This is a genomic window from Geodermatophilus sp. URMC 64 (assembly GCF_053502555.1).
This window is the reverse complement of record NZ_CP199955.1, coordinates 131,742-155,742: the sequence shown is the minus strand read 5'-3', so window position 1 is coordinate 155,742 and position 24,001 is coordinate 131,742. Positions and strand designations below refer to the sequence as shown.

Genomic DNA, 24,001 nt, shown 5'->3' with positions numbered 1-24,001 from the left:
GAGCGTGCGAGCGGTGGGGGGCAGCGGGGTCCTTTCAATAGCTGAACGTCACGGCGTTGTCGTCACCGATCCACTGCCACATCGGGAGGGTGCCGCCGAGCTCGGCGCCGGCGATGAGCATGCCCTTGTCCAGCCGCTTCGCGTCGAAGCAGATGGGGCAGACCAGATAGCGGCCGCCCGCCTGCGTGTACCGGTCCATCAGCGAGGGCAGCGGCGGGCAGCCCTCGCACGCCGTCCCCACGGCGACCCCGTCGATGGCCAGGCGCACCGCCTCCTTCGTCAGGAACATCAGCGTCTCGCGCCCCTGCTCCGCGGCACCCACCGACACGAGGAACGCGACCGTCACCTTCTCCGGGTCCTCGAGTCCGGTGGTCAGGCTGATGACCGCCTTGTTGGCCATGACGGGGTCCCTTCGGTCGGACGGCACGACGATTCGCGCTCGATGGCCGCGGAAGGTACGAACGGTGGCGTCCTCTCCGCACCGGTGGCCGGGACCCCACGGCGGCCGCGGAGCGCGCCGCTCACCGTCCGGCCCCGGGCACGTGCGGCGAGTGAACCGGAACTGCACCCGTCCAGCCGACACGCCGTATTCCGGCGCCGGGGCGGCGGGCATCACAGTGACGTCGGTCTCGGGCAGCCGCTCACGGAGCGTCGACCCGTGCGGCGTCCGTGGCGGGTGGACGTCGCGCTGCGTGCAGAATTGTCGGGTCCGCCGTGATGCAGCTCATGCCTGTGCGCCGCGATCGTCCGTGACCCATTCGTGACTTTCTGTTCCATGGAGACGCACCAGCCGCCCCACCAGGAACAGGTACATGGCTCCGCGTCACCTCGATCCCTCCACGCCCTCGCTCCGGACGGAGTTCACGTCCGGGCTCGTCCGGGCCTTCCGGCGTCCGGTCACCGCCCTCGCCGCGACCGCCGTCGCCGCGGGCGTCGCCGGCTTCGCCCTGATCCCCGCGGACGGCGACGAGCCCGGCGCGGCGCCGGTGACCGACTCCACCGCGCACGGCGCACCGGTCAGCCTCGCCGCAGCGCGAGCGACCGCCGAGGCGCCCGCGCCGGCTCCGGCCCCTGCACCCAGCCCGGCCCCCGTTCCGGAGCCCGCGCCCGAGCCGGCTCCTGCTCCCCCGCCCGCCCCCGCCGCCGTGCGTCCGGTCGACGAGTATCGGCTGAGCAGCGGGTTCGGTCCGCGCTGGGGCCGCCTGCACGCGGGCATCGACTTCGCCGCCCCGCTGGGCACGCCCGAGAAGGCCATCATGGACGGCACCGTCGTCAAGGCCGGCGCGGCCAGCGGCTACGGCCAGGCGGTCTACATCCAGCACGACGACGGCGACGTGACCGTGTACGGCCACATGCGCCGGATCCTGGTCGGCACGGGGGAGCGCGTGCACGCCGGCCAGGTCATCGCCGAGCTCGGGTCGGAGGGCCGCTCCACCGGCCCGCACCTGCACCTCGAGGTGCACCTCGGCGGCATCGACGGCGAGAAGGTCGACCCCGTGCCCTGGCTGGCCGAGCACGGCGTCACGGTGTGAGCGGAGGAGATCCGTGCGCGTGACGCGCACGGATCTCCTCCGCAGCCCTCAGCGGGCGCGCAGCTCGCGGCGGGCGATGACCATCTCGTGCACCTCGTCCGGACCGTCGGCGATCTGCAGCAGCCGCGCCTGGGCGTAGAGCCCGGCCAGCGGGGTGTCCTGGCTGACGCCCATCCCGCCGTGCGCCTGGATCGCCCGGTCGACGACGTACTTCGTCACCTCCGGGACGGCGACCTTGATCGCCGCGATCTCGGTGCGTGCCCCCTGGTTGCCGACGGTGTCGATCAGCCAGGCGGTCTTGAGCACCAGCAGCCGCGCCTGCTCGATCCGGATCCGTGACTGGGCGATCCAGTGCTGGACGACGCCCTGCTCGGCGACCGGCTTGCCGAACGCCACCCGCTGCTTCGCGCGGTCGATCATCAGCTCCAGCGCCCGCTCGGCCATGCCCAGGAGCCGCATGCAGTGGTGGATCCGGCCGGGGCCGAGGCGGGCCTGCGCCAGCGCGAACCCGGACCCCGGCTCGCCGAGCAGGTTGCTCGCCGGCACGCGGACGTCGTCGTAGTGGATGACCGCGTGCCCGCCGTGCGCGGCGTCGGAGTAGCCGAACACGCTGGTCGAGCGCTCGACCCTGACGCCGGGGGTGTCCGTCGGCACGAGGATCATCGACTGGCGGCGGTGCGGGTCGGCGTCCGGGTCGGTGACCCCCATGACGATGGCGATCCGGCAGTTCGGGTTCATCGCGCCGGAGGACCACCACTTGCGGCCCTGGATGACGTAGTCGTCGCCGTCCCGGCGGATCTCCGTGCGGATGTTGGTGGCGTCGGACGACGCCACGGCCGGTTCGGTCATCGAGAACACCGACCGGATCTCCCCGGCGAGCAGCGGCTCCAGCCACTCGGTGCGCTGCTGCTCGGTGCCGAACAGCGAGAGCAGCTCCATGTTGCCGGTGTCCGGCGCCGCGGAGTTCACCGCCTCCGGGGCCAGCGCCGGGCTGCGGCCGGTGAGCTCGGCCAGCGGTGCGTACTGCAGGTTGGTCAGCCCGGCGCCGTAGCCGTGCCGGTCGTGGTGCTCCTTCGGCAGGAACAGGTTCCACAGGCCGCGCGAGCGCGCCTCGGCCTTCAGCTCCTCGATCACCGGAGGCCGCGCCCAGCCGGAGTCCTGCACCTGCTTCTCGAACTCCGCCTCGGCCGGGATGACCCGCTCGTCCAGGAAGGCCTGCAGCTTCTCGGCCAGCTCGGTGGTGCGGGGGTCGGGGGCGAAGTCCACGGTGCGCTCCTCGGGGGCTCGGGACGGCGGTGTCCGTCCCCCGACGCTATCGCCGACCGGCGCCCGCTACCGGTCGCGGCCCCCGCCGCCGTCCTGGTCGACGACGATCTGCTCGCGCTGCACCTGGCCGCTGACCTGCTCCTGGCCCTCGACGACCTCGGTCCGCAGCCGCACCCGCTCGGTCGGCACGACCTCGACGGAGACCACGGGCCGCTCGGCGTGCAGCACGATCTCGTCGGGCAGCCCGCCGCCGGCCGGCCGGTCGCCGCCCGCGTCCGGCACCAGCGACTCGCCGGGACCGGCGTCCGGGGCGTCCAGCGGCACCTCCTCCACGCGGATCTCCTCCCGGCGCACCGGGACGGTGATCTGCACCTCCTCGGTGACGACGTACTTCACCAGCCGCACGCGCCGGGCGGGGGCCTGCTCGGTCTCCACCCGCAGCCGCTCCTCGCTGCGCACCATCGACGCGTCGCCGTCCGGGGCCGGCGGCCGCGCGGTGGACGGCTGCGCCTGCTGCGGCGCCGTCTCCGCGATCGGACGCGTGTCGTCCCCGGCCGCGCCGGCCGGCGCCGGACCGGTGCCGTCCCCGCTCCACGCCGGCTCCCCGGTGCCGGTCGCGTCCATGCCGTAGTGCCGGCGCAGCTGGGCCTCGTCGTCCGGGCTGAGGTGCTCGCTGCCGCCGAAGTGCGGGGCCGACCGCACCGCGTCCCGGGTGACCGGCAGGACCAGGCGCCCGTCGGTGAGCGTGGCGCTCTGCACCGGCACGATCGAGGTGCGGGTGCCGAACAGGCCGGTCATCAACGCCACCCACGTCGGTGTGCCGGTGCGGTCGTCGACGAAGAAGTGCTCGACCGTGCCCAGCTTGCCGCCCTCGGCGTCGTAGGCGGTGGTGCCGACGGCGGCGGACACCTCGCGATCGCTCAACATGGGTGGGCTCCCCTCTGGCGGATGCCCGGCGAGCACCACGCCGGGACGACGTGCGGGGACGGTGCCCAGCGCACGGGACCGGTGAACATCACGGGCGCACGGACAGGCCAGGTGGTGGGATCGTCCGGGAAGGCCCAGCAGCGAGGAGCCCGAGATGTCCGCAGGCCACGTGGAGATCGAGCAGAAGTTCGACGTCCCCCCGGAGTTCGTGCTGCCCCGGCTGGACGACGTCGACGGGGTGGCCGCCGTGGACGCGCCGGAGGAGCGGCAGCTCGAGGCGGTCTACCACGACACCGCCGACCTGCGGCTGGCCCGCGCCCGCGTGACGATGCGCCGGCGGACCGGCGGACCCGACGCCGGCTGGCACGTCAAGCTGCCTGCCACGGCCGGGGCGCGCCGGGAGCTGCACTCCCCGCTCGGACGGGCCGGGCGGGTCCCCCCGAAGGCGGTGGCGGCGCCCGTGCGCGGCATCGTCCGCGACGCGCGCCTCGGGCCTGTCGCCACGCTGCGCACCCGGCGGCTGGTCACCCTGCTGCGCGGCGAGGACGGCCGGGTGCTGGCCGAGGTCGCCGACGACACCGTCACCGGGACGGCGCTGGCCGCGGATCCGGAGCAGCCGGCCGCCGTGCACGTCTGGCGCGAGCTCGAGGTCGAGCTGGTGGACGGCGCCGAGCCGCTGCTGGCCGCCGTCGCCGAGCGGCTCGTCGCGGCCGGGGCCGGCCCGTCGCCGTCGCCGTCCAAGCTGGCGCGGGTCCTCGGCGAGCGGCTCGCGGCCCTGGACGGCGCCCCGGCGCTGCCGACGGGCAAGAAGAAGCGGAAGAAGGTGACCGCGGGGCAGGTCGTGCTGGCCGCGCTGGCGGCGCAGGTGAGCGCCCTGCAGGACGCCGACCTGCTCGTGCGCACCGACCAGCCCGACGGCGTGCACGACCTGCGGGTGGCCTGCCGGCGGCTGCGCAGCATCCTCGCCGCCTACCGGCCGGTCCTCGACCGCGCGCGCACCGAGCCGCTCCGCGACGAGCTGCGCTGGGTGGGCGCCGAGCTGTCCGCCGCCCGCGACGGCCAGGTCGCGCTCGGCCGGCTGCGCGACCTCGCGGCCGCCCAGCCGGACGAGCTGCTCCTCGGGCCGGTCGCCGCGCGCCTGCAGCAGGCCGCCATCAAGGACGCCGAGGAGGGCCGCAAGCGGGCTGCGCGGACGCTGGCCGATGCCCGCTACCTCCGCCTGCTCGACGACCTGCACGCCCTGCTCGACGACCCGCCGCTGACCGGGGCCGCGGACACCCCGGCCGGCCCGGTGCTCGCCGACGCCGTGCACCGCGCCGGCAGGCGGCTGCGCCGCCGGATCTCCGCGGCGCGCGACGGTGCGGCCGGCGGCTCCCTGCACGAGACGCGCAAGGCGGCCAAGCGCGTGCGCTACACCGCCGAGGTCGCCGCCCCGGTGCTCGGGGACGACGCCGCGGCGCTGGTGGACTGCATGAAGACGGTCCAGGACGTGCTGGGCGAGCGGCAGGACACCGTCGTCACCCGCGAGCAGTGCCGGCGGCTCGGGTTGGCCGCCGCCGCGGCCGGGGAGAATGCGTGGAGCTACGGCCGGCTGCACGCGCTGGAGGAGGCGCGGGCGGCGACCACCGAGGCCGAGTTCTGGCGCCTCGAACCGGGGCTGCGGCGGGCGATCCGCGCGGCGACGAAGAGCTGAGGTCCCCCTGTCCGTCATCCGCCTGCTGGGCTTCGGCACGGTCATCGCGCTCGCCGTCGTCCTCCTGCACGCCTACCTGTGGTTTCGGCTGGTCCGCGGCACCACGTCCCCGGGTCGGTTGCGCCGGTGGCTGACGCTGCTCACCGTCGTCCTCGCCGTGCTGGTGCCGGTGGCGGTGCTCACCCGCCGCAGCCTCCCCCTCACGGCCGCCGCGCCGCTGGACTGGGTCGCCTACAGCTGGCTCGGCCTGGCCTTCTACGCCTTCCTCGCGCTTGTGGCCTTGGAGCCGGTCCGGCTGGCGCTGCGCCGGTGGACCCGCCGGCCGCGCCGGGACGCGCCGGGTGCGGCGGTCGCCGAGCAGACCGTCGCCGATCCGTCCCGCCGGTTGCTGCTGGGCCGCGGGCTCGCGCTCACCGCCGGGGTGGTCGCCGTCGGCACGGCGGGGACCGGCGCGTGGCTGGCGAACACCGCGCCGGGCGTGCGGCGGGTGCCGGTGACCCTGCCCCGGCTGGACCCGGCGCTCGACGGACTGCGGATCGTCACCTTCTCCGACATCCACCTGTCGGCCACCTACGGCGGACGGCGCTTCGAGCGGGTGGTGGAGCTGGTCAACGAGCAGCGCCCGGACGTGGTCGCGATCGTCGGCGACCTGGTGGACGGCGACGTCGACGAGCTGCGCGGCGCGGTGGCCCCGCTGGCCGACCTGGTCAGCGAGCAGGGCGTCTACTTCGTGACCGGCAACCACGAGTACTTCGTCGACACGCTCCCGTGGCTCCGGCATCTCCCGACCCTCGGCATCGACGTCCTGCGCAACGAGCGCGTGCAGATCAGCCGGGGGACGGCGGCGTTCGACCTGGCCGGCATCGACGACCGGACGGCGGCGTCGTCCGGGGTCCCGGGACAGGGCGCGGACCTCGACGCCGCGCTCGACGGCCGGGACGACAGCCGGCCGGTGGTGCTGCTGGCCCACCAGCCGTTCATGCTGCCGCAGGCCCAGGAAGCCGGGATCGACCTGCAGCTGTCGGGACACACCCACGGCGGGCAGCTGTGGCCCTTCGACTACGCCATCCGCACCGACCAGCCGGCCGTGGAAGGACTCTCCCGGCACGGCGACACCCAGCTCTACGTCACCTCGGGGGTCGGCTTCTGGGGCCCGCCCATGCGGATCGGCGCCCGCCCCGAGGTGACCGTCATCGAACTCCGGGCTCTTTAGAGTCCGCGCAGCGCCTCCAGCACGTCCTCCGCGACCTGCTCGAGCGGCTGCCGCCCGTCGGCCTCGGCCCACCGCAGCAGGATCTGGGTGTACGCGGACAGGCTCGCGTTCACCACGACCTCCATCGCGACCGGTGAGCTGTCGGGCTTCGCGTCGGCCTTGAGCGTGTCGGACACCAGCCCGGCGGTCGCCCGCTCGAACTCCGCGGCGCGGTTGCGCAGCCCCGGCGTCGCGACCACGATCCGCCACCGCTCGAGCAGCCGGGCGCGCTCCTCGGGGTCGTAGTGCGCCAGCCAGGCGAGGATGCCGCTGCGGACCCGCTCGGCCAGGGGCAGGTCGGCCGGCTGCGCGGCGAGGACCCGGTCCACCTCTTCCTGGGTGGGCATCGGCATCACGATGTGCTCTTTGCTCTGGAAGTGCGCGTAGAACGTCGGTACCGAGACCTTCGCCGCCGACGCGATGTCGCCGACGCTCACCCGGTCGTAGCCGCGCTCGCGGAACAGGCGCATGCCCGTCTCGTAGAGGCGCTGGTGGGTCTCGTCGCGCTTGCGGGCGCGCCAGTCAGACGTCACGGTCACGGTCAGATCGTGCTCTGCCGCACACAGGTCTGGCCAGGCGCCTCTCCGGAGCTCGCTGCCAGTGGGCGGGCGTTGCCGGCTCGCGCTCGGGGGGGTGGACACCTGCGCGCACGGGGCACGTCTACCCATCCGCGCCGCGCCTCACTCCGACCCGGTGCGTGCGGGTAGGAAGGACGCGGAGCTGCTCAGCCGGTGAAGGCGCCGGTCTCGGCCAGCCGCGACGGCGTGACGGTCTTCAGGCGCGCGACCGCCCGGGCCAGCGGGACCAGCTCGATCTCGGTGCCGCGCAGCGCCACCATGCACCCGGTCCGGCCCTCGTGCGCCGCGATGGTCGCGTGCAGCCCGAACCGGGTTGCCAGCACCCGGTCGAACGACGTCGGTGTGCCGCCGCGCTGCACGTGCCCGAGGACGGTGGTGCGCACCTCCTTGCCGGTGCGCCGCTCCAGCTCCTCGCCGAGCTGCTGGGCCACCCCGGTGAACCGGCGGTGGCCGTACTCGTCGACCCCGCCGTCGCGCAGCGGCATCGTGCCCGGCAGCGGCTGCGCACCCTCCGCGACGACGCCGATGACGTGCGAGTCGCCGCGGTCGAACCGTGCCTCCACGATCTTGGCGACCTCGGCCACGTCGAACGGCTCCTCGGGCACGAGGGTGACGTGGGCGCCCGCTGCGAGCCCCGCGTGCAGGGCGATCCAGCCGGCGTGGCGGCCCATCACCTCGACCAGCAGCACCCGCTGGTGCGACTCGGCCGTGGTGTGCAGCCGGTCGATCATCTCGGTGGCGATGCTGACCGCGGTGTCGAAGCCGAAGGTCAGGTCGGTGCCGTCGATGTCGTTGTCGATGGTCTTGGGGATGCCGACCACCGGGACGCCGGCCTCCGAGAGCAGGTTCGCCGCGGTGAGCGTCCCCTCGCCGCCGATCGGGACGAGGACGTCGATGCCGTGCGCGGCCAGCACGCCCTTCATCTGCGCGACGCCCGCGTGCAGCTTCTCCGGGGCGACGCGGGCCGAGCCGAGCGTCGTCCCCCCGCGGGTCAGCAGCCCGTCGACGTCGCCGATGTCCAGGGGCGTCGTCCGGTCCTCGAGCAGGCCCCGCCACCCGTCGCGGAAGCCGAGCACCTCGCTGTCGTAGTGGATCGTCGCCGAGCGGACGACCGAGCGGATGACGGCGTTGAGGCCGGGGCAGTCGCCCCCGCCGGTCAGGATGCCGATGCGCACCGGCAGCTCTCCTCGAGTCGGGGCCGGGTCGAGGAGGACAGTACGTCATGACGTCTCGACGAGTCGGTTCACCGCGGCGCGTCCGGCGGAAATCGGCCGGGAGACGGACGTCCCAAACGACATGACGACCAGACGTCTTTCGGTCCAGTACCTTTGACCCCGTGACGACCACGCCGGCGGGACCGAAGTACCTGTCGGTCCGCGAGCACCTGCGGCGCCGCGTCGCGGCCCTGCCCGAGCACACGCTGCTCCCCCCGGAGCCGCAGCTGTGCGCCGAGTACGGGGTCAGCCGGATCACGCTGCGCCGGGCCGTCGACGGACTCGTCGCCGACGGCCACCTGGTGCGCGAGCAGGGGCGCGGCACGTTCGTCACCCGGCCGGCGATCAGGCACGAGTACCGCGAGAGCTTCGTGCACCGCATCGCGGGCTTCACCTCGGTGATGACCGAGCAGGGCGCGCACGTGGGCACGACGGTGCTGACCCAGCGGATCGTGCCGGCGCCGTCGTCCGTGGCCGGGGAGCTCGCGCTCGAGGTGGCCGACGACGTCGTGGAGCTGGTGCGGCTGCGCAGCGTCGACGGCGCGCCCAACCACGTGGCGCACAGCTTCCTGCCCGCCGCGCTCTACCCGAAGGCCGCCGAGGCCGACCTGAGCCAGGGCTCGCTCTACGAGTACCTGCGCCGCGAGTACGCCGCCGACCTGGCGCACGCCCGGATCGTCGTCGACGTCGGCATGGCCGCCCCGGACGAGGCCGAGCTGCTCGACGTCGTCGCCGGCTCGCCGCTGCTGGTGGTGCGGACGACGGTGCACGACAGCGGCGGCCACCCGCTGGTGCACAGCTTCTCCCGCCTGCGGCCCGACGTCAGCCAGGTCGAGTTCGAGGTCTCGGTCAGCGGCCGATGACCACGGCCAGCGGCAGCCGGGAGGTCCCCTTCCCGCGCGCGCGGGTGTGGCAGGCCCTCGCCGTCCTCGAGCCCTACTGCGCGGTGTGCGACGTCTCGTACGTCGTCGACGGGTCGGCGACCGGCGGCACGGGGACGACGTTCGTGTGCGTGCCCGGCCGGCTCGACGGCCGCCCGCCCGCGGAGAACGCGCCCCGCGGCGAGATCGTCGAGTGGGCGCCGCGGACGGTGGTCGCCACCCGGCTGGACCTGACCCCGGAGACCTGGACGACCCGGATCGAGCTGGCCGACGCCGGAGCCGGCGCCACGCGGGTCACCATCACGCTCACGCACGAGGCCAAGGGCGGCAACCGCATCGTGCAGCGGGTGCAGCGCCGTTCCCTGAAGGGCCTGGTCCAGCGCACGGTGGATGCCGAGCTCGACAAGCTGCCCGCGCACGTGGAGCAGGCGGTGCGCAAGGCCTGACACCTGCTCTTCGGGGGATCCGTGCATCGATGATCGTCAAACGGGTACGAGAGCTCGTGGTGCACAGGCGTGCCCAACCGGCGAGTGCCAGGACATGCCGGTCGAGTGAAGGAGTGGGCTATGGAGATCATCGGACTGATCGTCGCGGGGCTCATCATCGGCCTGCTGGGGAAGTTCGTAGCCCCTGGCGCGCGAGACAACACGCCTCTCTGGCTGACGCTGCTGTGCGGCATCGGCGGGGTGCTCATCGGGTACTACGTGAGCGGCGCGCTGGGGGTCAAGGAGACTCCCGGCATCGACTGGATCAGGTGGATCATCTCGATCATCCTGGCGGCGATCCTCGTGGTGGCGGCATCCACGCTCACCGGACGCAACAGGCGCGCCGTCCGCTGACCCGCGGCCCGCGCCGCGCGGGCCACGGTCACGCTCCCGCACGAGGCGGAGGGCGGTGACCGGGTCGTGCAGCGGGTGCCGCGCCGCGCCCTCGCGGGCCCGGTCCGGCGCACCGTGGACGCCGCGCTCGACACGCTGCAGGCGCACGTCACCCCAGGTCACCCTGGGGTGACGTGCGTCCCCGTTAGGGGGAACCGCGCATCGTCGCCGGTCGTCAGGGGTATGTGCGCCGCACGCACCGGTGCCGTGCACCTGGCAACCCGCCGGGCGGGGGACGAGCGCCGGTCCTCAAACCAGGAGGAGAACCGTGATCTTCCAGATCCTCGGCCTGATCGTCGTCGGCCTGATCATCGGTGCGCTCGCACGGCTCATCAAGCCGGGCAAGCAGCACATGAGCGTGCTCGCGACCCTGCTGCTCGGCGTCGTGGGCGCGATCATCGGCGGTGTCATCGGCGGCCTGATCAACGACAGCACGAACATCTTCGAGCTGAACATCCTCGGCTTCATCATCGCGGTGATCGCCGCCGTCCTGCTGGTCGGCGTCGCCGAGGGCCTCTCCGGCGGCCGCCGGCGCGCCGTCCGCTGACGCCGGGCCCCGGGGGCTCGGCTCAGAGATCGACCGAGTCCCCGGGGGCCAGTCGGCTGAACGGGGTGGGGGTGCCCGGCCCCCGCTCGCCGAGCAGGCCGGTCATGAGGCCGAGGCCGACGTCGTTGAGCAGGCCGTCGTGCACGGCGTACGCCTGGTCGGCGTCGACCGCCCGCACGTAGTCGATGAGCTCCCCGGCCTTGGACCACGGCGCGTGCAGCGGCAGGAGGAGCGTGGGCACCGGCTCGCCGGGCACGGTGAGCGCGTCGCCGGGGTGGAACACCTGGCCGTCGACCAGGAACCCGATGTTGGGGATCCGCGGCAGCTCCGGGTGGATCACGGCGTGCAGCTCGCCGTGCACGTGCACGTCGAAGCCCGCCACCGTCACCGCATCGCCGTCCCCGACCACGTGCACGCGGTTGCCGATGCCCTCGAGCTGCTTCGCGACCGAGCCGTTGGTCCAGACCTCCAGCCCCGGGTCGGCGTCCAGAGCCGAGCGCAGCCGCTCGGGCTCGAAGTGGTCCGGGTGCTCATGGGTCACCAGGACGGCGCTCACGCCCTGCAGGGCCGACGGGTCGGTGAAGGCCCCCGGATCGATGACGAGCCGGCGGTCGTCCTGGCTGAGGGCGACGCACGCGTGACCGTGCTTGGTGAGCTCCATGAGCGCATCCTGCACCCCGCCCCGGGACCGCGCGCAGCCGTGCCGTCTCACCCTTCGGGGGGAGGGGACCGGCCGGGGCCGTAACCGCAGGACGGCGACCTGCCGACCGATCGGGGCATGACCACCTCGACCGTCGCCCCGGCCCTTCCCTTCACCACCGTCTACGCCGCGGCCCGAAGCCGCGCGCACGGCCCGACCACCGCCCTGTGGCACGCCGTCGAGGTGCACCGCCCGGCCGTCGAGTTCGACGGCGCCTGCGAGCTCACCCTCTGCGGTTCACTCGCCCGGATCATGACCGACGTCTCCTGGCCCATCGCCGCCCGCGACGTCTGCCCCGCCTGCGTCACGCTCGCCCGCTGACGCGCTGACGCCCGCGCGAGGGCGCCCGGACGCCCGGTCGCCGGGTGGGGTGGGGGAGCCCCGGCGACCGGCGCCGGCCTGGTGACGTGCTGGAACGGCCCCTTCCAGGGCCCCGCCCCGGGTCCTTTCTCAGTCGAGCGCGAGCTCGGCCCGTAGACGGGCCAGCAGGTCCGACCGGTTGCTGGCGCCCAGCCGCTGCCGGATCCGGGCGACGTGGTGCTCGACGGTCTTCGCCGAGATGAACAGCCGGCCGCCGACCTCGCGGTAGGTCTGCCCGGCGACCAGCAGCTCGGCCACCTCCCGCTCGCGTGAGCTGAGCTGGCAGCCCCGCCCGGCCTCCGGTCCCGCCTCCGGGGGCGCCGCGCCCGGCCGGGCCGCGGGCTCCGTCCCGTCGTCCTCGGCCAGCGCCCGCGCGCACTGCAGCAGCGCCGTCCGGTCGCGGGGATCGGCGGCCCGGGCCGCGGCCTGCCCGGCCAGCCGGGAGCCGTCCCACGCCAGCCCCACCCCGCCGAGGCCCTCCGCCGCCGCGACCACCGCGGCGGCGTCCACGTCGTCGGTCAGCACCCGAAGCCACGACCGGCCGGCCGGCACCAGCGCGGCCGCGAACCGGTTCGTGCGCGCGGCGCTGACCAGCGCCGTCGCGTGCGGCCCCAGGGCGGCGGGGTCACCGGTCAGGATCGCGGCCTGTACGCCGCTCCAGTGCAGCGCCGTCGCCCACAGCGGCGCCCCCCCGAGCCGGGCGAGCAGCTCCGCCGCGGCCGCGCGGTGCGGCGCCAGCACCTCCGCGGCGCCGAGCCGGGACCCGGCCACGACCAGCTCGCCCAGCGGCAGCAGCGCGAACAGGTCGACCGGCTGGCGCAGCAGCGCCTCGCGGGCCCGCTCCCAGGCCTGGGTGAGGGCCGGCAGGTCACTGGTCCGGCGGGCGAGGCCCACCTCCAGCGCCCGCAGGAAGAGCTCGTCGCGCGGCTCGAGCCGGCCGTCGCGGTCGCCCGCCGCCTCGGTCATGTGGCCGCGGGCCGCGTGCAGCCGGCCGCGCAGCATCGCCGCCCACGCCAGCAGCAGCAGGTGCCGCGAGCGCGCGGGACGGCCGCCGAGGTCGGTGGTCAGCGCCCGGCGCAGCACCGACTCGGCGATGGCCGGCTCCCCGTTGTGCAGGGCGACCAGGGCGGCGAGCGCGGCGGGGGTGTCGGTGAGCAGCACCCCGCGGCCGATCGGCTCGAGCAGCGCCGTCGCGCGGGCGAGCAGCGACAGGGTGACCGCCACGTCGTCCGAGCCCGCCGTGCCCAGCGAGGCCAGTACGCCCTGCGCGGTGAGGGTCTGCCCGGCGGCCAGCAGGCCCGCGGCCGACGAGCCGTCGTCCCGGAGCGCCGCCTCGGCCTCGTCCCGGGCGCCGCCGGCGAGCAGCACCAGCGCCCGCGCGCCGGCGGCGTCGGGCCCCGCCAGCCGGAGCAGGTCCGCGCTGCGGGCGAGCAGCCCCCGCTGGGCGAGGACGGCGGCGGCCACGCCGGCGGCCCGCGGCCGGTCGGGCACCGCGTCGTCCTGCAGCGCGGTGTCGGCCCACTGCAGGGCCGGGTCGAAGTCGCCGAGCAGGGCCGCGGCCTGCGCCCGCCGGGCGGCCAGCGCGCCGGCCGGGCGGCCCACCGCGGCGGCGTCGGCGAGCAGCTCCCCGGCCAGCCCCGGGTCCGAGGTCAGCGCCGCGCTGCCGAGCTCCTCGAGCAGCTGCCCGGCGCGCGCGTCGCGGTCGCCCTCGGCGGCCAGCGCGCGGGCCAGCTCCACCGGCTGGTCCCCGCGGTCGAGCAGCAGGCCGAGCAGCCGCCGGCGCAGCCCGCGGACGGTCTCCCGCGGTGCCCCGGCCAGCAGCACACGGCGGACCAGCGGGATGACCTGGCCCGACGGCAGCAGGTAGCCGCTGGCCCGCGCGCAGCTGACCAGCTCCGCGGCCTGGCGGGACGGCACCTCGAGCGCGTCGCCGAGGAGGTCGGTGTCCAGCGGGGCGCCGACGGCCAGGGCGCAGAGGACGCCCCGCCCGCCGTCGTCCATGGCCGCGAGGTCGCCCCGGATCCGGCCGGTGACCTCCGGCGGCACCTCCATCCGCGCCGGGTGGGCCGGTGCGCCGCGCGCCGGGCCGGCGCTCGGCGCCGTCCGCGCCAGCCAGCGCAGCAGCGGCAGCGCGAGCGCCGGCAGGCCGGCGGTCTGCTGCAGGACGGCGTCCACCAGCGACGGGGCGACGGCGGTGCCGAGCTCCCGGGTGGCCCAGCGCTGCAGCGCCGGCCGGGTCAGGTAGCCGAGCACGGCCGCGCCGGAGTCACCCGCGCACACGACCTCGCTCAGCTCCGGGGGGCAGGGCCACGGCCGGTAGGCCAGCGCGATGCGGACGCCGGGGTCGCCGGCCAGCCGCCGCACCTTGGCCAGCTGCGGGCCGGCGAGCCGGTGCGCGTCGTCGACCAGGACGGCGATGCCCCTGCGCGACGCGTCACCGGGGAGCTCGGCGGGAGCCCGGCGCAGGTCGAGCACCGGCAGGCCGGCCGCCGCGTACAGCGCGCCCAGCTCCGCGAGCAGCGCGCTCTTGCCGGTGCCGCCGGCCCCGCGGACGGCCACGACCGTGCCGCCGGCGTTCGGGCCGCCGAGGTCGCCGAGCAGCCGCTCCGCGGTCGCCGGCAGATCGGTGCCGCCCTCGGTCGGCGCGGCGTCGAGGGACCAGCCGTCGAGGAGCGTCATGCCGTCGCCTCCAGCGAGGCCGGAGCCGTCGCGTCGCCGGTCTCGGGTGTGGTCGTGCCGTCCGGCGGGGGGTCCTGCGTCGTCGGAGGGGTGGGGGTCCCCGTGCCGGTGTCCGGCGGGGTCGGCGTGCCGGTGTCCGGCGGAGTGGGGGTGCTGGTGTCCGGCGGGGTCGGGGTGCCGGTGCCCGGGGGAGTCGGCGTGCCGGTGCCGCTGCCGGTGTCGGTCGGCGGCTGCATGCCGGTGCCCGGGCCCGCGGGGCTGCCGGTCTCCTGGGGGGCCGGCGGCGTCCCGGCGGGGGCGGGCCCCGCTGCCTGGGTGGACGGCGGGGCCTGCGCCGTCCCGCCGCCGGTCGTCGCCGGGCGCCGGGTCGAGCGGGGGCCGCCGACCGGAGAGTTCGCGCTGGTCCGGACCGAGGTCTGCGCGGCCGGCTCGACCGCGTCGTCGTGCGCCGCCTGCGCCGGCGCGGGCGCCACCGCGGCCGCCGGTGAGGGCGCCGGAGCGGGCGGCGGCGGGACCGGCTCGTCGGCCGCGGCGGCGGCGGTGCTGCTCTGCGGGGTCAGGACGTCGTCGTCCAGGGCGGCGAGCAGCACCACCGGCACCACGAGCAGGGCGATGAAGAACGCGGCGACGATCCCCACCCGGCCGGCGCGGCGGGCCGCGGTGCCGAAACCGCGCCCGCCCTCGCGACGGGCCGCGTGGCGTACCCGGGCCCGGGACAGCTCGTCGACCGGCCGGTCGTGCTGCCCCGCGGGATCCGGCTCGTCGTCCCCCGCCTCGGCCGGCACCGGCGCGGTGATCAGGTCGACGGCGAGCTCGGCGGCGCCGCGGGCGGCCGCGAGCTCCGGCTCCGCGGTGACGAGGACCGGGCGGCCGAGCGCGGCCGAGAGCGCCTCGGCCACCACGGGCAGCCGGGCGCCGCCGCCGGCCAGGACGATCCCGTCCAGCTCCGCCGGCTCGAGGCCGGCCTGGGTGACCCCGGCGCGGACGGTCTCCACCGACGCGGCGACGGCCTCGCCGACCAGCTCGTCGAGGTCCTCGCGGACCAGCCGGATCGGCCGCGTCCCCTCCGCCACCTCCACCCGGACGTCGGTCTCGGTGCAGAGCGCCTCCTTGGCCGCGACACAGGCGCCGCGCAGGGCCGTCGGCGCGACGGCCGGCAGCGGCGGGAGGCCGCGCCGGCGGACGGGCGGGGGCAGGAAGGCGCTGACGTGGGCGACGACGGCGTCGTCGACGTCCCGGCCGCCCCAGGGCACCGGTGCCGGTGGCGGGGCGACGTGCTCGATGCCGCCGTCCTCACTGCTGCGCACGACGGCCGTGTCGAGGGTGCTCGCGCCCAGGTCGTACACGGCGACGGTGGCCTCGGCCGGCAGCGCCCCGGTCGCCCGGGTGTGCCGGGTGACGGCCACGGCGCCGGACACCAGGACCACAGCCGGGCCGTCGGCCTCGCCGTCCCGGCCGGCGAGGGCGTCCTCGAGCAGCCGGCGGCGGTGCTCGCCCCAGGAGGGCGGCACGGTGAGGACCGTCCGGCCGGGGCGCCGGCCCTGCTCCTCGGCGATCCGGTCGACGAGCGCGGTCACGACATCGGCGACGGCCTCGGCGGCCGGCATCGCGCGCCCGCCGACGTAGAGCGGGACCGGGTCGCCGATCCGTGCCATGGCCTGCCCGGCCGGTGCGTCGTCCTCCCCCGGGAGGGATAGGCGCAGCCGCCGGGGTTCGGCCGGGATCCGCTCCTCGCCGGAGTGGCACACGGCCACCGTGACGGTCGAGTCGCCGACGTCCAGCCCCAGCCCGTAGCTGTCCCAACGCATCCAGTCCCCCTGGTCTTCTTCGACCTAGGACGACCCGATGGGCTGAGGGGCGTCCGGGTTCCGGACGCTAACGAGGCGCAGTCGCTTTGTGGGGCCTGTGCGCGCAATGGGCGTCCCTGGTGCCCAAGTGGGGGGCGACACCCCGAATCCCCTAACGCTGTGTCAGGGGAGACCCCCTAGTACGGGGTCGTCCGGTCGCGGGCCGGCGCCCGATGCCCGGCCGGCGCCCCGACCGAAAACTCACCGCCAGCAGCCGGACGACGGCGGACGGCGCGGACCAGGGATCAGGTGATCATGTCCACTCTCACGAGCACCCTGCTCGACTTCATCATCTCGCTGCTGAAGGACCCCGAGGCCGCGGCGCGGTTCTCGGCGGACCCTCAGGGCGAGCTCGACGACGCCGGGCTCGGTGACGTGTGCGCTGCTGACGTCGAGGCGATCGCGCCGATGCTGGCCGACTACGCCCCGTCAGGCGTGCGGTCCTTCGCCGACCACGGTGGCTCGGGCGGCCACGGCGGCTACGGAGGTCACGGTGTCTCGGCCGCTCACGGCGGCTCCGGCGGGCACGGCGGGTACGGGCACGCCCGCGACGACGACGAAGACGACGAGCGTGAGCACTACCGCGACCACGACGACGACGACCACGGGTACCGGCCGGACCACGGGTCCCGGCCCGATCACCACAACGGCCACGAGCACGACAGCGGCGTCCTGGCCATCGAGCACATCAAGTACGTGTCGCAGAACTACACGTACAACGCGACCACCACGGTGGACTTCTCGCACAGCGTCTGGGGCGACCAGTTCAACATCTTCGCCGAGGACTCGACCGTGGCGATCGCCGGCGACGGCGGGATCGCGGCCGGCGACGACGTCGAGGACTCCCCGATCACCAACACGAACTCGTTCAACGACATCAGCAACAGCGGCGACGGTGCCGCGGTCGGCATCGGCAACGCCGCGATCAACGACGGCGCCTTCAACGACATCGAGGGCGACGGCAACGCGACCGGCTCGGGGGCCTTCGCCGACAACTCCGTCGACATCGACGACGCGTTCAACAACAACGGCAACGAGTTCGGCGGCGGCGGCAACGTGCTGGTCGGGGACGGCGACGCCAACGTCACGCAGACCGACGTCGGCAACGTCGCCAACGACTCCTTCAACACCGAGGACTCGTTCAACACCGAGGACTCGTTCAACACCGAGACCGACATCGAGGTCGACGACGTCAACGTGGCCCTCGGCGACGGCTCCATCGCGGGTGCCGAGGACTCCTTCAACACCGAGGACTCGTTCAACACGGAGGCGAACACCGACATCGAGGTCGACGACGTGAACGTGGCCATCGCCGGGGACGTCGCCAACGCCGGCACCGAGGACACGAACACGGCCAACGAGAGCGTCGGCGTCGTCCAGGCCAACGACGACATCGACGACACGCTGTCGGACAACTTCTCGGACAACTTCTCCGACAACTTCTCGGACAACGAGGTCGAGGACGTCCAGGTCGCCGGCGACGACATCGACCAGTAGCAGAGCAGCACCGGCTCGGCCCGGCCTCGATCTCGGGGGGGATCGGGGCCGGGCTGCTGTCCGCCCGCATCCGGAGCTGATGGGATGCGGGCGGACTCACGTCCGCCGTCACCGTCGTCGGGAGGGAAAGGGTGAGCGCACCCACGGGTCTGCTGGACCGGGCGCAGGAGCTGGCCGCCGCCTGCGGCCGCCCGGACCTCGAGCACCGGCTCGCCCAGGTCCGGCAGCGGCTCGCCCGCCCGGGGGTCCGGGTGCTGGTCGCCGGCGAGGCGGGGCAGGGCAAGAGCACCCTGGTCAACGCGCTGGTGGGCGCCCCGGTGTGCGGCGTGGCGGGGGAAGGGGTGCCCATCGGCCGGTCCGGGGTCACCACGACCGTGCCGACGGCGGTCCGCGGCGGCCCGGCCCCCGCGGCGGCGCTCGTCCTCGGCCGGCCGGACGGCGACGGCGCCGACCTCCTCGACGACGCGGCCCTGGAGCGGACCGCGGTACCGGTCGAGACCCTCGTCGCGCAGGTGGCCCGCGCGGCGGAGAGCGCCGGCGGCCGGCTGGTGCAGGCCGAGGCGCAGCTGCCGCGGCAGTGGCTCTCCGGCGGCCTCGAGATCGTCGACACCCCCGGGGTAGGCAGCGTGAACGCGGCGCTCACGATGCGGACCGTGGGCCTGCTGCCGGGCGCGCACGCCGTGGTCGTGGTCAGCGACGCCTCGCAGGAGTTCACCGCGCCCGAGCTGGCGTTCATCGGCCAGGCGGCCGCGTTGTGCGAGCACGTCGTCGTCGCCCTGACCAAGACCGACCTGCACCCGCACTGGCGCCAGGTGGCCGACCTCGACCGCGGCCACCTCGCGCGGGCCGGGATCGAGGCGCCGGTGCTCCCCGTCTCCGCCGTCCTGGAGATCATGGCGGTGGCGCAGCGGGACGCCGAGCTGCGCGAGGAGTCCGGCGTCGGCGTCCTCCGGGAACACCTGCGCGGCGAGGTGGGCGACGCCGCGGCGGCGCGGGCGCGCAGCTCGGTGGCCCGCGACGTCGCCTCGGTCGCCGAGCAGCTGGCGCTGGCCACCCGCGCCGAGCTGGCCGCGCTGCAGGACCCGGCGAGCCTGGCCGAGACCGCGCGCGAGCTGGAGGCCGTCCGCGGCCGGCTCGAGGACCTGAACCGCCGCTCGGCGCGCTGGCAGCAGATGCTCTCCGACGGGGTCACCGACCTGATGGCCGACATCGACTTCGACCTGCGGGACCGGTCGCGGGTGATCGGCCGCGAGGCCGAGGAGACGATCGAGGCCAACGACCCGGGGCCGATGTGGGACGAGATCGCCAACTGGCTGGAGGAGCGGGTGGCCGGTGCGGTCACCGACAGCTTCGTCTGGGCCACCCAGCGCTCGGAGTGGCTGGCCGCGCGGGTCGTCGAGCAGTTCGCCGCGGACCGCGCGGCCGTCGTCCCGGAGCTGGCGATCGGCGAGGCCGGGCAGGTGCTGGACTCGCTGGTGGAGCTCGCCGCGCTGGACAGCGGGGCGACGACGGTCCGCGAGCGGCTGCTCGTGGGGATGCGCGGCTCGTACAGCGGCGTCCTCATGACCGGCCTGGTCACCAGCCTGGCCGGGATGCCGCTGCTCAACCCGGTCTCGGTGGTCGCCGGCCTGGTGCTCGGCCGCAAGGCCTACAAGGACGACGCCGCCGCCCGCCGGCAGCGCCGCCAGAACGAGGCCAACAGCATCGTCCGCCGGCATCTCGACGAGGTCGTCTTCCAGGCCGGCAAGCACCTCAAGGACCGGCTGCGCGCGGTCCAGCGCACGCTGCGCGACCTCATCGCCGAGACCGTGACGGAACTGTCCCGCACCCTGGCCGAGGCGCAGCGCGCAGCCCAGCAGGCCACCCGCACGGCGGCGGTCGAACGCGAGGCGCGGCTGCGCGAGCTTCGCCGGCGGCTCGAGCAGCTCGACCGGCTCACCGCCGAGGTGCGCCGGCTGCCCGGGACGGCGGCGGTCCGATGACCGGCCCGGACGGCGGCGACATCCGCGACCTCCTCGACGCCGCGCTCGACCGCTACGCCGACGTGCCGGCCGCCGCGGCCCGGTTGCGGGCGCAGCGCGACCGGCTGGACGAGCCGCTGCGGGTGGGGATCGTCGGCCGGGTGAAGGCGGGCAAGTCGACGCTGCTCAACGCGCTGGTGGGGGAGCGGCTGGCGCCCACCGACGCCGGAGAGTGCACCCGCGTCGTCACCTGGTACCGCAACGGGCCGATCCCCCGGGTGGTGCTGCACCCGGTCACCGGCCCGCCGCGGGTGCTGCCGGTGCACCGGGCGGAGGGGGCGTTGCGGCTCGACCTCGGCGGCACGCCGGTCGCCGAGGTGAACCGCCTGGCGGTCGACTGGCCCACGACCGCGCTGGTCCCCATGACCCTCGTGGACACCCCCGGGGTCGCCTCCGTGACCGCCGGGGCGGGCGAGCGGACCCGCGCCTTCGTCGCCACCGACGAGGTGCCGGCACCGGACGCGCTGGTCTACCTCACCCGGCAGGTGCAGCCGGAGGATCTCGCCGTCCTCTCCGCCTTCCGGTCGGCCACGGGCGGCGCCGGGCTGGCCACCACGACGCTGCTGGTCCTGTCGCGGGCCGACGAGGCCGCGTCCGGGCGGCTCGACGCGCTCATCGCCGCCGACGACCTGGCCCGGCGCACCGCCGAGGACCCCGCCGTCCGCGCGCTGGGCGCCGGGGTGCTGCCCGTGTCGGGGCTGATCGGGCTGGCCGGGCGCACGCTGCGGCACCGGGACTTCGTCGCGCTCAAGAGCCTGGCCGACGCCGACCGGGCGGACGCCGAGCGCATGCTGCTCAGCGTCGACCGGTTCTGCCGGCCGGAGGCGCCGATCCCCGTGGCGGCCGAGATCCGGGCGTCGCTGGCCGAGCGGCTGGGCCTCTTCGGCATCCGGCTGTCGGTCGCGCTGATCCGCGGCGGCGCGCAGCACGCCGACGCGCTCGCCGACGAGCTGATCCGGCGCAGCGGCCTGGCCGAGCTGCAGCGGCTGCTCGCCGTCCGCTTCGTGCAGCGCGCGGACTCGGTCAAGGCCGGCACGGCGTTGCGGACCGTGGAGCAGGTGCTGCGCACCTCGCCCGTGCCCGGGGACGGCACGCTGTGGGCGCACCTGGAGCGGGTCCGCCTCGCGCGCCACGACGTCGCGGAGCTGGAGCTGATGGGCCGGCTGGCCGCCGCGGACCCCCCGCTGCCTCCGGCCCTCCGGGGGCCGGCCGAGCGGCTGCTCGGGGCCGGCGGCACGGGGCCCGCGGAGCGGCTGGGGCTGGCGCCCGACGTCCCCGAGGAGACCCTGCGGGCCGCCGCCCTGGAGGAGCTGCGGCGGTGGCGCGAGCGGGCGGCCGACCCGGGGACCTCGCGCGCCGCCGCGGACGCGTGCCGGGTCGTGGTCCGCACCGTGGAGGGCGTGCTCGCCGGGCTCGACGGCGCCCTGGCGGGATCAGCGGCGGCGCAGCCAGGCGCGTGAGGACCGGGCGAGCGGCACCAGCCCGAGCGCCAGGACGACGAGGCCTCCCGAGACGAGGAAGGACGCGCGGTCCAGCCACGTCGCCCCGCCTTCCGCCAGGCCCTGGTCGATGCCGGCAGCGGCCAGCGCGAGCAGGCCCGCCACCGGCAGCGCCCAGCGCGCGGCCGGACGGCGACCGCGCAGCAGCAGCACGCCGGCGAGCAGGGCCAGCAGCGCCAGCCCGGTGAGCGCGATCGCGCCGGCGAGGACGAGGTCGGCGCCGTCCTGGAGGACCGAGAGCGCACGGTCCGGGTCCGCGGCGCGCGCCGAGTCGAGCAGGTCGCTGCGCAGACCGGTCGAGTCGATGGCGGCGACGACGACCCCGACCACGCTGGCGAGCAGCGCGAGCGCCCAGAGCGCTCCGCCGGCCCGCACCGGCCACGGTGCCCGGGCCCGGGTGACCACCGTGCCGGGCAGCGGCAGGTCGCTGGTGACGCGCGGGCGCGGCGGCGGCCCGGCCGGCCGGAGGGGCGGCTGCGTCGGGCGGCCGGGCTCGGCGGCCGGTGTCACGGGGCGGTCCTGGGCAAGGGTCACGAACGCCTCCTTCGTGCCGCGCAGACTCGCACCCCGGCCCGCCGGGGGGCCGCGACCGGCGGACGGGTCCGCCGGTACCTCGCGGTACTCCGCCCGTCGGTACCGCGCGCTGCGACGGCGGTGCGCTGCGTGACTCAGCGGCCGGTGAACCGGGCGGGCCGCTTCTCCAGGAAGGCCTCGACGGCCTCGCGGTGGTCGGCGGTGCCGCCGAGCTCGGTCTGCAGCCGGGCCTCCAGCGCCAGCGTCTCGGCGAGCGGATCCGTCGCCGCCGTCGCGAGCACCGTCTTCACGGCCGCGTACGCCGCCGTCGGGCCGGTCGCCAGCCGCGCGGCGAGCGTCTGGGCCTCGGGCAGCACGCGCTCGGCCTCGACGACCCGGTGCACCAGCCCCCACTGCGCCGCCGTCTCGGCGAGGAACGGCTCGGGCAGCAGCAGCAGCTCGGTGGCCCGGGACAGGCCGACGGTGTGCACCAGCCGCGCGGCCAGCCCGGAGTCGCTGGACAGGCCGATGCCGGTGAACGCCGTCGTGAACTTCGCGCCGGCCGCCGCCACCCGCAGATCGCCGGCCAGGGCGATGCCGAGCCCGGCGCCGGCGGCCGCGCCGTTGATGCCGACCACGACCGGGACGCGAAGCCCGGCCAGCGCCAGGATCAGCGGGTTGTACTCCTGCTCGACGACGCCCAGGGAGCTCGCCGCGTCACCGCGGAGGGACTCCACGTGCTCGGCGAGGTCCTGGCCCACGCAGAAGGCGCGCCCGCTGCCGGTGAGCAGGACTGCCCGCACCGACGGGTCGGCGGCGACGTCCTGGACCACGCCGAGCAGGTCGGCGCGCAGGGCGTGCGAGAGGCCCGGCCGCTGCAGGGTGATCGTCGCGACGCCGTCGGCGTCCTCCCGGGTCACGGTGTCGGACATCGTCGTCGTCCCGCCTTCCTCGATGTCAGGCATAGGAACCTATACATGCGGATCCGCGGCGAAACGCACGCATAGGTTCCTATGCCTGTGCGGCCCCGGGCCGCGGTCAGCTCACTTGATCGCGAGCGGGTTGACCGGGGAGCCGCTCGCCTCGTGCACCTTCAGCGGGGCGGCGGCGTAGAGGAACGTGTACTGCCGGTCCTCTGCGCAGCTCGCGGCCAGCTTCTCGAGGTCGGCGATCTCGGTCAGCGTGATCCCGAGGTTGCGCATGAGCGCGCAGTGCAGCGGCAGCGCCACACCGCTGACGGGGTCGGTGGTCACCTCGTTGGCGATCGTGTCGGTGACCAGGTTCGGGATCTCCATGTCCTGGAACCACTGCACCAGCTCGCGGCTGTAGGTCAGCCCCGGCTCGTTGAACCCCTCGTAGAACGCGTCGCCCTGGTCGAAGAACTGCTGCAGGAAGTTGGTCCGGATGACCAGGATGTCGTGCTTCTCGATCTCGATGCCCTGCGCCCGCGCGCACTCCTGCAGGTCCTCGTGGGTGAACGTCTCGCCCTTGTCGAGGGTGTCCTTCCCCCGGAAGCGGGCCATGTCCAGCAGGATTCCCCGGCCGACGACGCCGCGCTGGGCGATCGGTTCGACGCTGGCCTTCTCCAGCCCGCCGACCGTCGTCCGGGCGTCGTAGCCGTTCCAGATCTTGCCGCCGTACCAGACGTGGCCGAGAGCGTCGTACTGCGTCGACCCCTGGAGGAAGGCCTCGATCCGGTCGTCCGCGTAGTGCAGCCCGCCGGGGAACTGCGGCGCCCCCTCGGCGTCCCAGGTGGACTCGTCGAGCAGCATCGTCCGCGTGGCCGGGGAGCGGCCCGGCCACACCGGGTCGCCCTTCGGGTCGCCGATGAGCCGCTGCAGCGTGAAGACCTCGCCCTTCTGCACGTGCCGCACCCCGCGCAGCACCTCCTCGGCCGTGAGGTAGTTCAGGCAGCCGACCTCGTCGTCGTCCCCCCACTTGCCCCAGTTGGTGGGGGCGTCGGCCAGCAGTTCGGTCATGTCAGGGGCGGTCGTCTGGGGGCTGGCCATGGTGGATCTCCCGTTCGTCTCGGCAGTGAGAGTCCGGTGCGGCGTCGTCGGGCACCGGTGTGCCCACCGTCACAGGTGGCCGTCCCTGTCGCAAGGTCGGGAGCGGCC

Annotated in this window: 22 protein-coding genes; 11 read left to right on the top strand and 11 right to left on the bottom strand. The window is 75.5% G+C overall.

The features are described from left to right. Window positions 1-34: 34 nt before the first annotated feature. Window positions 35-400 carry a peroxiredoxin gene (locus ACWIYF_RS00730; RefSeq protein WP_448626200.1) on the bottom strand — a complete coding sequence of 122 codons (366 nt, stop codon included), beginning with the start codon at window positions 398-400 and terminating at the stop codon, window positions 35-37. 412 nt (window positions 401-812) lie between these two features. Between ACWIYF_RS00730 and ACWIYF_RS00725 the strand changes: the two genes are divergently transcribed. Further along, on the top strand, window positions 813-1,532 hold the full coding sequence (locus ACWIYF_RS00725) for a M23 family metallopeptidase (RefSeq protein WP_448626199.1): 720 nt from the start codon (window positions 813-815) through the stop codon (window positions 1,530-1,532). Window positions 1,533-1,580: 48 nt separating this feature from the next. Here ACWIYF_RS00725 and ACWIYF_RS00720 read toward each other — a convergent pair whose 3' ends face one another. Together ACWIYF_RS00720 and ACWIYF_RS00715 are read right to left on the bottom strand one after the other, a co-directional pair. Further along, the gene (locus ACWIYF_RS00720; protein WP_448626198.1) at window positions 1,581-2,798 is read right to left on the bottom strand and encodes an acyl-CoA dehydrogenase family protein; all 1,218 of its coding nucleotides are present in this window, start codon (window positions 2,796-2,798) and stop codon (window positions 1,581-1,583) included. Window positions 2,799-2,864: 66 nt separating this feature from the next. After that, window positions 2,865-3,725: a DUF2382 domain-containing protein gene (locus ACWIYF_RS00715; RefSeq protein ID WP_448626197.1), complete on the bottom strand. Its 861-nt coding sequence runs from the start codon at window positions 3,723-3,725 to the stop codon at window positions 2,865-2,867. A gap of 154 nt (window positions 3,726-3,879) precedes the next feature. Between ACWIYF_RS00715 and ACWIYF_RS00710 the strand changes: the two genes are divergently transcribed. Both ACWIYF_RS00710 and ACWIYF_RS00705 read left to right on the top strand, forming a co-directional pair. Continuing rightward, complete coding sequence (locus ACWIYF_RS00710; RefSeq protein WP_448626196.1) at window positions 3,880-5,418, top strand: CYTH and CHAD domain-containing protein; 1,539 nt, start codon at window positions 3,880-3,882, stop codon at window positions 5,416-5,418. A gap of 118 nt (window positions 5,419-5,536) precedes the next feature. Further along, window positions 5,537-6,631: a metallophosphoesterase gene (locus ACWIYF_RS00705; protein ID WP_448626195.1), complete on the top strand. Its 1,095-nt coding sequence runs from the start codon at window positions 5,537-5,539 to the stop codon at window positions 6,629-6,631. Here the strand turns inward: ACWIYF_RS00705 and ACWIYF_RS00700 are convergent. Both ACWIYF_RS00700 and ACWIYF_RS00695 read right to left on the bottom strand, forming a co-directional pair. Then, window positions 6,628-7,209, bottom strand: coding sequence for a TetR/AcrR family transcriptional regulator (locus ACWIYF_RS00700; protein WP_448626194.1), 582 nt, complete (start codon window positions 7,207-7,209; stop codon window positions 6,628-6,630). The genes ACWIYF_RS00705 and ACWIYF_RS00700 overlap by 4 nt on opposite strands. A 185-nt stretch (window positions 7,210-7,394) precedes the next feature. Continuing rightward, the gene (locus ACWIYF_RS00695) at window positions 7,395-8,423 is read right to left on the bottom strand and encodes an ATP-dependent 6-phosphofructokinase (protein ID WP_448626193.1); all 1,029 of its coding nucleotides are present in this window, start codon (window positions 8,421-8,423) and stop codon (window positions 7,395-7,397) included. Between the two features lie 161 nt (window positions 8,424-8,584). Between ACWIYF_RS00695 and ACWIYF_RS00690 the strand changes: the two genes are divergently transcribed. From ACWIYF_RS00690 to ACWIYF_RS00675, 4 genes are all read left to right on the top strand, one after another. Beyond that, entirely contained in the window at window positions 8,585-9,325 is a 741-nt protein-coding gene (locus ACWIYF_RS00690; protein ID WP_448626192.1) for a GntR family transcriptional regulator, read from the top strand. Beyond that, window positions 9,322-9,789, top strand: a complete 468-nt coding sequence (locus tag ACWIYF_RS00685; RefSeq protein WP_448626191.1) for an SRPBCC family protein — start codon at window positions 9,322-9,324, stop codon at window positions 9,787-9,789. Before ACWIYF_RS00690 ends, ACWIYF_RS00685 begins: the two co-directional genes overlap by 4 nt. A 120-nt stretch (window positions 9,790-9,909) precedes the next feature. Next, window positions 9,910-10,182 (top strand): GlsB/YeaQ/YmgE family stress response membrane protein, encoded by a 273-nt coding sequence (locus tag ACWIYF_RS00680; protein WP_448626190.1) that lies wholly within the window; start codon window positions 9,910-9,912, stop codon window positions 10,180-10,182. 307 nt (window positions 10,183-10,489) lie between these two features. Continuing rightward, window positions 10,490-10,768 (top strand): GlsB/YeaQ/YmgE family stress response membrane protein, encoded by a 279-nt coding sequence (locus tag ACWIYF_RS00675; protein WP_448626189.1) that lies wholly within the window; start codon window positions 10,490-10,492, stop codon window positions 10,766-10,768. A 22-nt stretch (window positions 10,769-10,790) separates the two neighbouring features. On the opposite strand, the gene ACWIYF_RS00670 is transcribed toward ACWIYF_RS00675, so the two are convergent. Next, entirely contained in the window at window positions 10,791-11,429 is a 639-nt protein-coding gene (locus tag ACWIYF_RS00670; RefSeq protein WP_448626188.1) for an MBL fold metallo-hydrolase, read from the bottom strand. 117 nt (window positions 11,430-11,546) lie between these two features. On the opposite strand from ACWIYF_RS00670, the gene ACWIYF_RS00665 reads away from it, so the two are divergent. Beyond that, window positions 11,547-11,789 (top strand): hypothetical protein, encoded by a 243-nt coding sequence (locus ACWIYF_RS00665; RefSeq protein WP_448626187.1) that lies wholly within the window; start codon window positions 11,547-11,549, stop codon window positions 11,787-11,789. Between the two features lie 129 nt (window positions 11,790-11,918). Here ACWIYF_RS00665 and ACWIYF_RS00660 read toward each other — a convergent pair whose 3' ends face one another. Both ACWIYF_RS00660 and ACWIYF_RS00655 read right to left on the bottom strand, forming a co-directional pair. Beyond that, on the bottom strand, window positions 11,919-14,507 hold the full coding sequence (locus ACWIYF_RS00660; protein ID WP_448626186.1) for a LuxR C-terminal-related transcriptional regulator: 2,589 nt from the start codon (window positions 14,505-14,507) through the stop codon (window positions 11,919-11,921). Then, window positions 14,504-16,315 (bottom strand): Hsp70 family protein, encoded by a 1,812-nt coding sequence (locus ACWIYF_RS00655; protein ID WP_448626185.1) that lies wholly within the window; start codon window positions 16,313-16,315, stop codon window positions 14,504-14,506. The genes ACWIYF_RS00660 and ACWIYF_RS00655 overlap by 4 nt, the downstream gene beginning before the upstream one ends. 294 nt (window positions 16,316-16,609) lie before the next feature. On the opposite strand from ACWIYF_RS00655, the gene ACWIYF_RS00650 reads away from it, so the two are divergent. The 3 genes from ACWIYF_RS00650 (at window position 16,610) to ACWIYF_RS00640 (ending at window position 21,332) form a co-directional block, all read left to right on the top strand. Continuing rightward, window positions 16,610-17,851 carry an IniB N-terminal domain-containing protein gene (locus ACWIYF_RS00650; RefSeq protein WP_448626184.1) on the top strand — a complete coding sequence of 414 codons (1,242 nt, stop codon included), beginning with the start codon at window positions 16,610-16,612 and terminating at the stop codon, window positions 17,849-17,851. A gap of 131 nt (window positions 17,852-17,982) precedes the next feature. Further along, window positions 17,983-19,833: a dynamin family protein gene (locus ACWIYF_RS00645; RefSeq protein ID WP_448626183.1), complete on the top strand. Its 1,851-nt coding sequence runs from the start codon at window positions 17,983-17,985 to the stop codon at window positions 19,831-19,833. Then, complete coding sequence (locus ACWIYF_RS00640; RefSeq protein WP_448626182.1) at window positions 19,830-21,332, top strand: dynamin family protein; 1,503 nt, start codon at window positions 19,830-19,832, stop codon at window positions 21,330-21,332. Before ACWIYF_RS00645 ends, ACWIYF_RS00640 begins: the two co-directional genes overlap by 4 nt. Here ACWIYF_RS00640 and ACWIYF_RS00635 read toward each other — a convergent pair. The 3 genes from ACWIYF_RS00635 to ACWIYF_RS00625 form a co-directional block, all read right to left on the bottom strand. After that, the gene (locus ACWIYF_RS00635; RefSeq protein ID WP_448626181.1) at window positions 21,306-21,905 is read right to left on the bottom strand and encodes a hypothetical protein; all 600 of its coding nucleotides are present in this window, start codon (window positions 21,903-21,905) and stop codon (window positions 21,306-21,308) included. The two genes, ACWIYF_RS00640 and ACWIYF_RS00635, sit on opposite strands and share 27 nt — an antisense overlap. A 134-nt stretch (window positions 21,906-22,039) precedes the next feature. Next, window positions 22,040-22,816 (bottom strand): enoyl-CoA hydratase-related protein, encoded by a 777-nt coding sequence (locus ACWIYF_RS00630; RefSeq protein WP_448626180.1) that lies wholly within the window; start codon window positions 22,814-22,816, stop codon window positions 22,040-22,042. A gap of 111 nt (window positions 22,817-22,927) precedes the next feature. Then, window positions 22,928-23,893 carry a cyclase family protein gene (locus ACWIYF_RS00625; RefSeq protein ID WP_448626179.1) on the bottom strand — a complete coding sequence of 322 codons (966 nt, stop codon included), beginning with the start codon at window positions 23,891-23,893 and terminating at the stop codon, window positions 22,928-22,930. Window positions 23,894-24,001: the final 108 nt, after the last annotated feature.

Bases quoted from the DNA above. Each gene is read 5' to 3' on its own strand.
- ACWIYF_RS00730 (WP_448626200.1), bottom strand. From the start codon at position 400: ATGGCCAACAAGGCGGTCATCAGCCTGACCACCGGACTCGAGGACCCG.
- ACWIYF_RS00725 (WP_448626199.1), top strand. From the start codon at position 813: ATGGCTCCGCGTCACCTCGATCCCTCCACGCCCTCGCTCCGGACGGAG.
- ACWIYF_RS00715 (WP_448626197.1), bottom strand. From the start codon at position 3,725: ATGTTGAGCGATCGCGAGGTGTCCGCCGCCGTCGGCACCACCGCCTAC.
- ACWIYF_RS00710 (WP_448626196.1), top strand. From the start codon at position 3,880: ATGTCCGCAGGCCACGTGGAGATCGAGCAGAAGTTCGACGTCCCCCCG.
- ACWIYF_RS00685 (WP_448626191.1), top strand. From the start codon at position 9,322: ATGACCACGGCCAGCGGCAGCCGGGAGGTCCCCTTCCCGCGCGCGCGG.
- ACWIYF_RS00680 (WP_448626190.1), top strand. From the start codon at position 9,910: ATGGAGATCATCGGACTGATCGTCGCGGGGCTCATCATCGGCCTGCTG.
- ACWIYF_RS00670 (WP_448626188.1), bottom strand. From the start codon at position 11,429: ATGGAGCTCACCAAGCACGGTCACGCGTGCGTCGCCCTCAGCCAGGAC.
- ACWIYF_RS00665 (WP_448626187.1), top strand. From the start codon at position 11,547: ATGACCACCTCGACCGTCGCCCCGGCCCTTCCCTTCACCACCGTCTAC.
- ACWIYF_RS00660 (WP_448626186.1), bottom strand. From the start codon at position 14,507: ATGACGCTCCTCGACGGCTGGTCCCTCGACGCCGCGCCGACCGAGGGC.
- ACWIYF_RS00655 (WP_448626185.1), bottom strand. From the start codon at position 16,315: ATGCGTTGGGACAGCTACGGGCTGGGGCTGGACGTCGGCGACTCGACC.
- ACWIYF_RS00650 (WP_448626184.1), top strand. From the start codon at position 16,610: ATGTCCACTCTCACGAGCACCCTGCTCGACTTCATCATCTCGCTGCTG.
- ACWIYF_RS00640 (WP_448626182.1), top strand. From the start codon at position 19,830: ATGACCGGCCCGGACGGCGGCGACATCCGCGACCTCCTCGACGCCGCG.
- ACWIYF_RS00630 (WP_448626180.1), bottom strand. From the start codon at position 22,816: ATGTCCGACACCGTGACCCGGGAGGACGCCGACGGCGTCGCGACGATC.
- ACWIYF_RS00625 (WP_448626179.1), bottom strand. From the start codon at position 23,893: ATGGCCAGCCCCCAGACGACCGCCCCTGACATGACCGAACTGCTGGCC.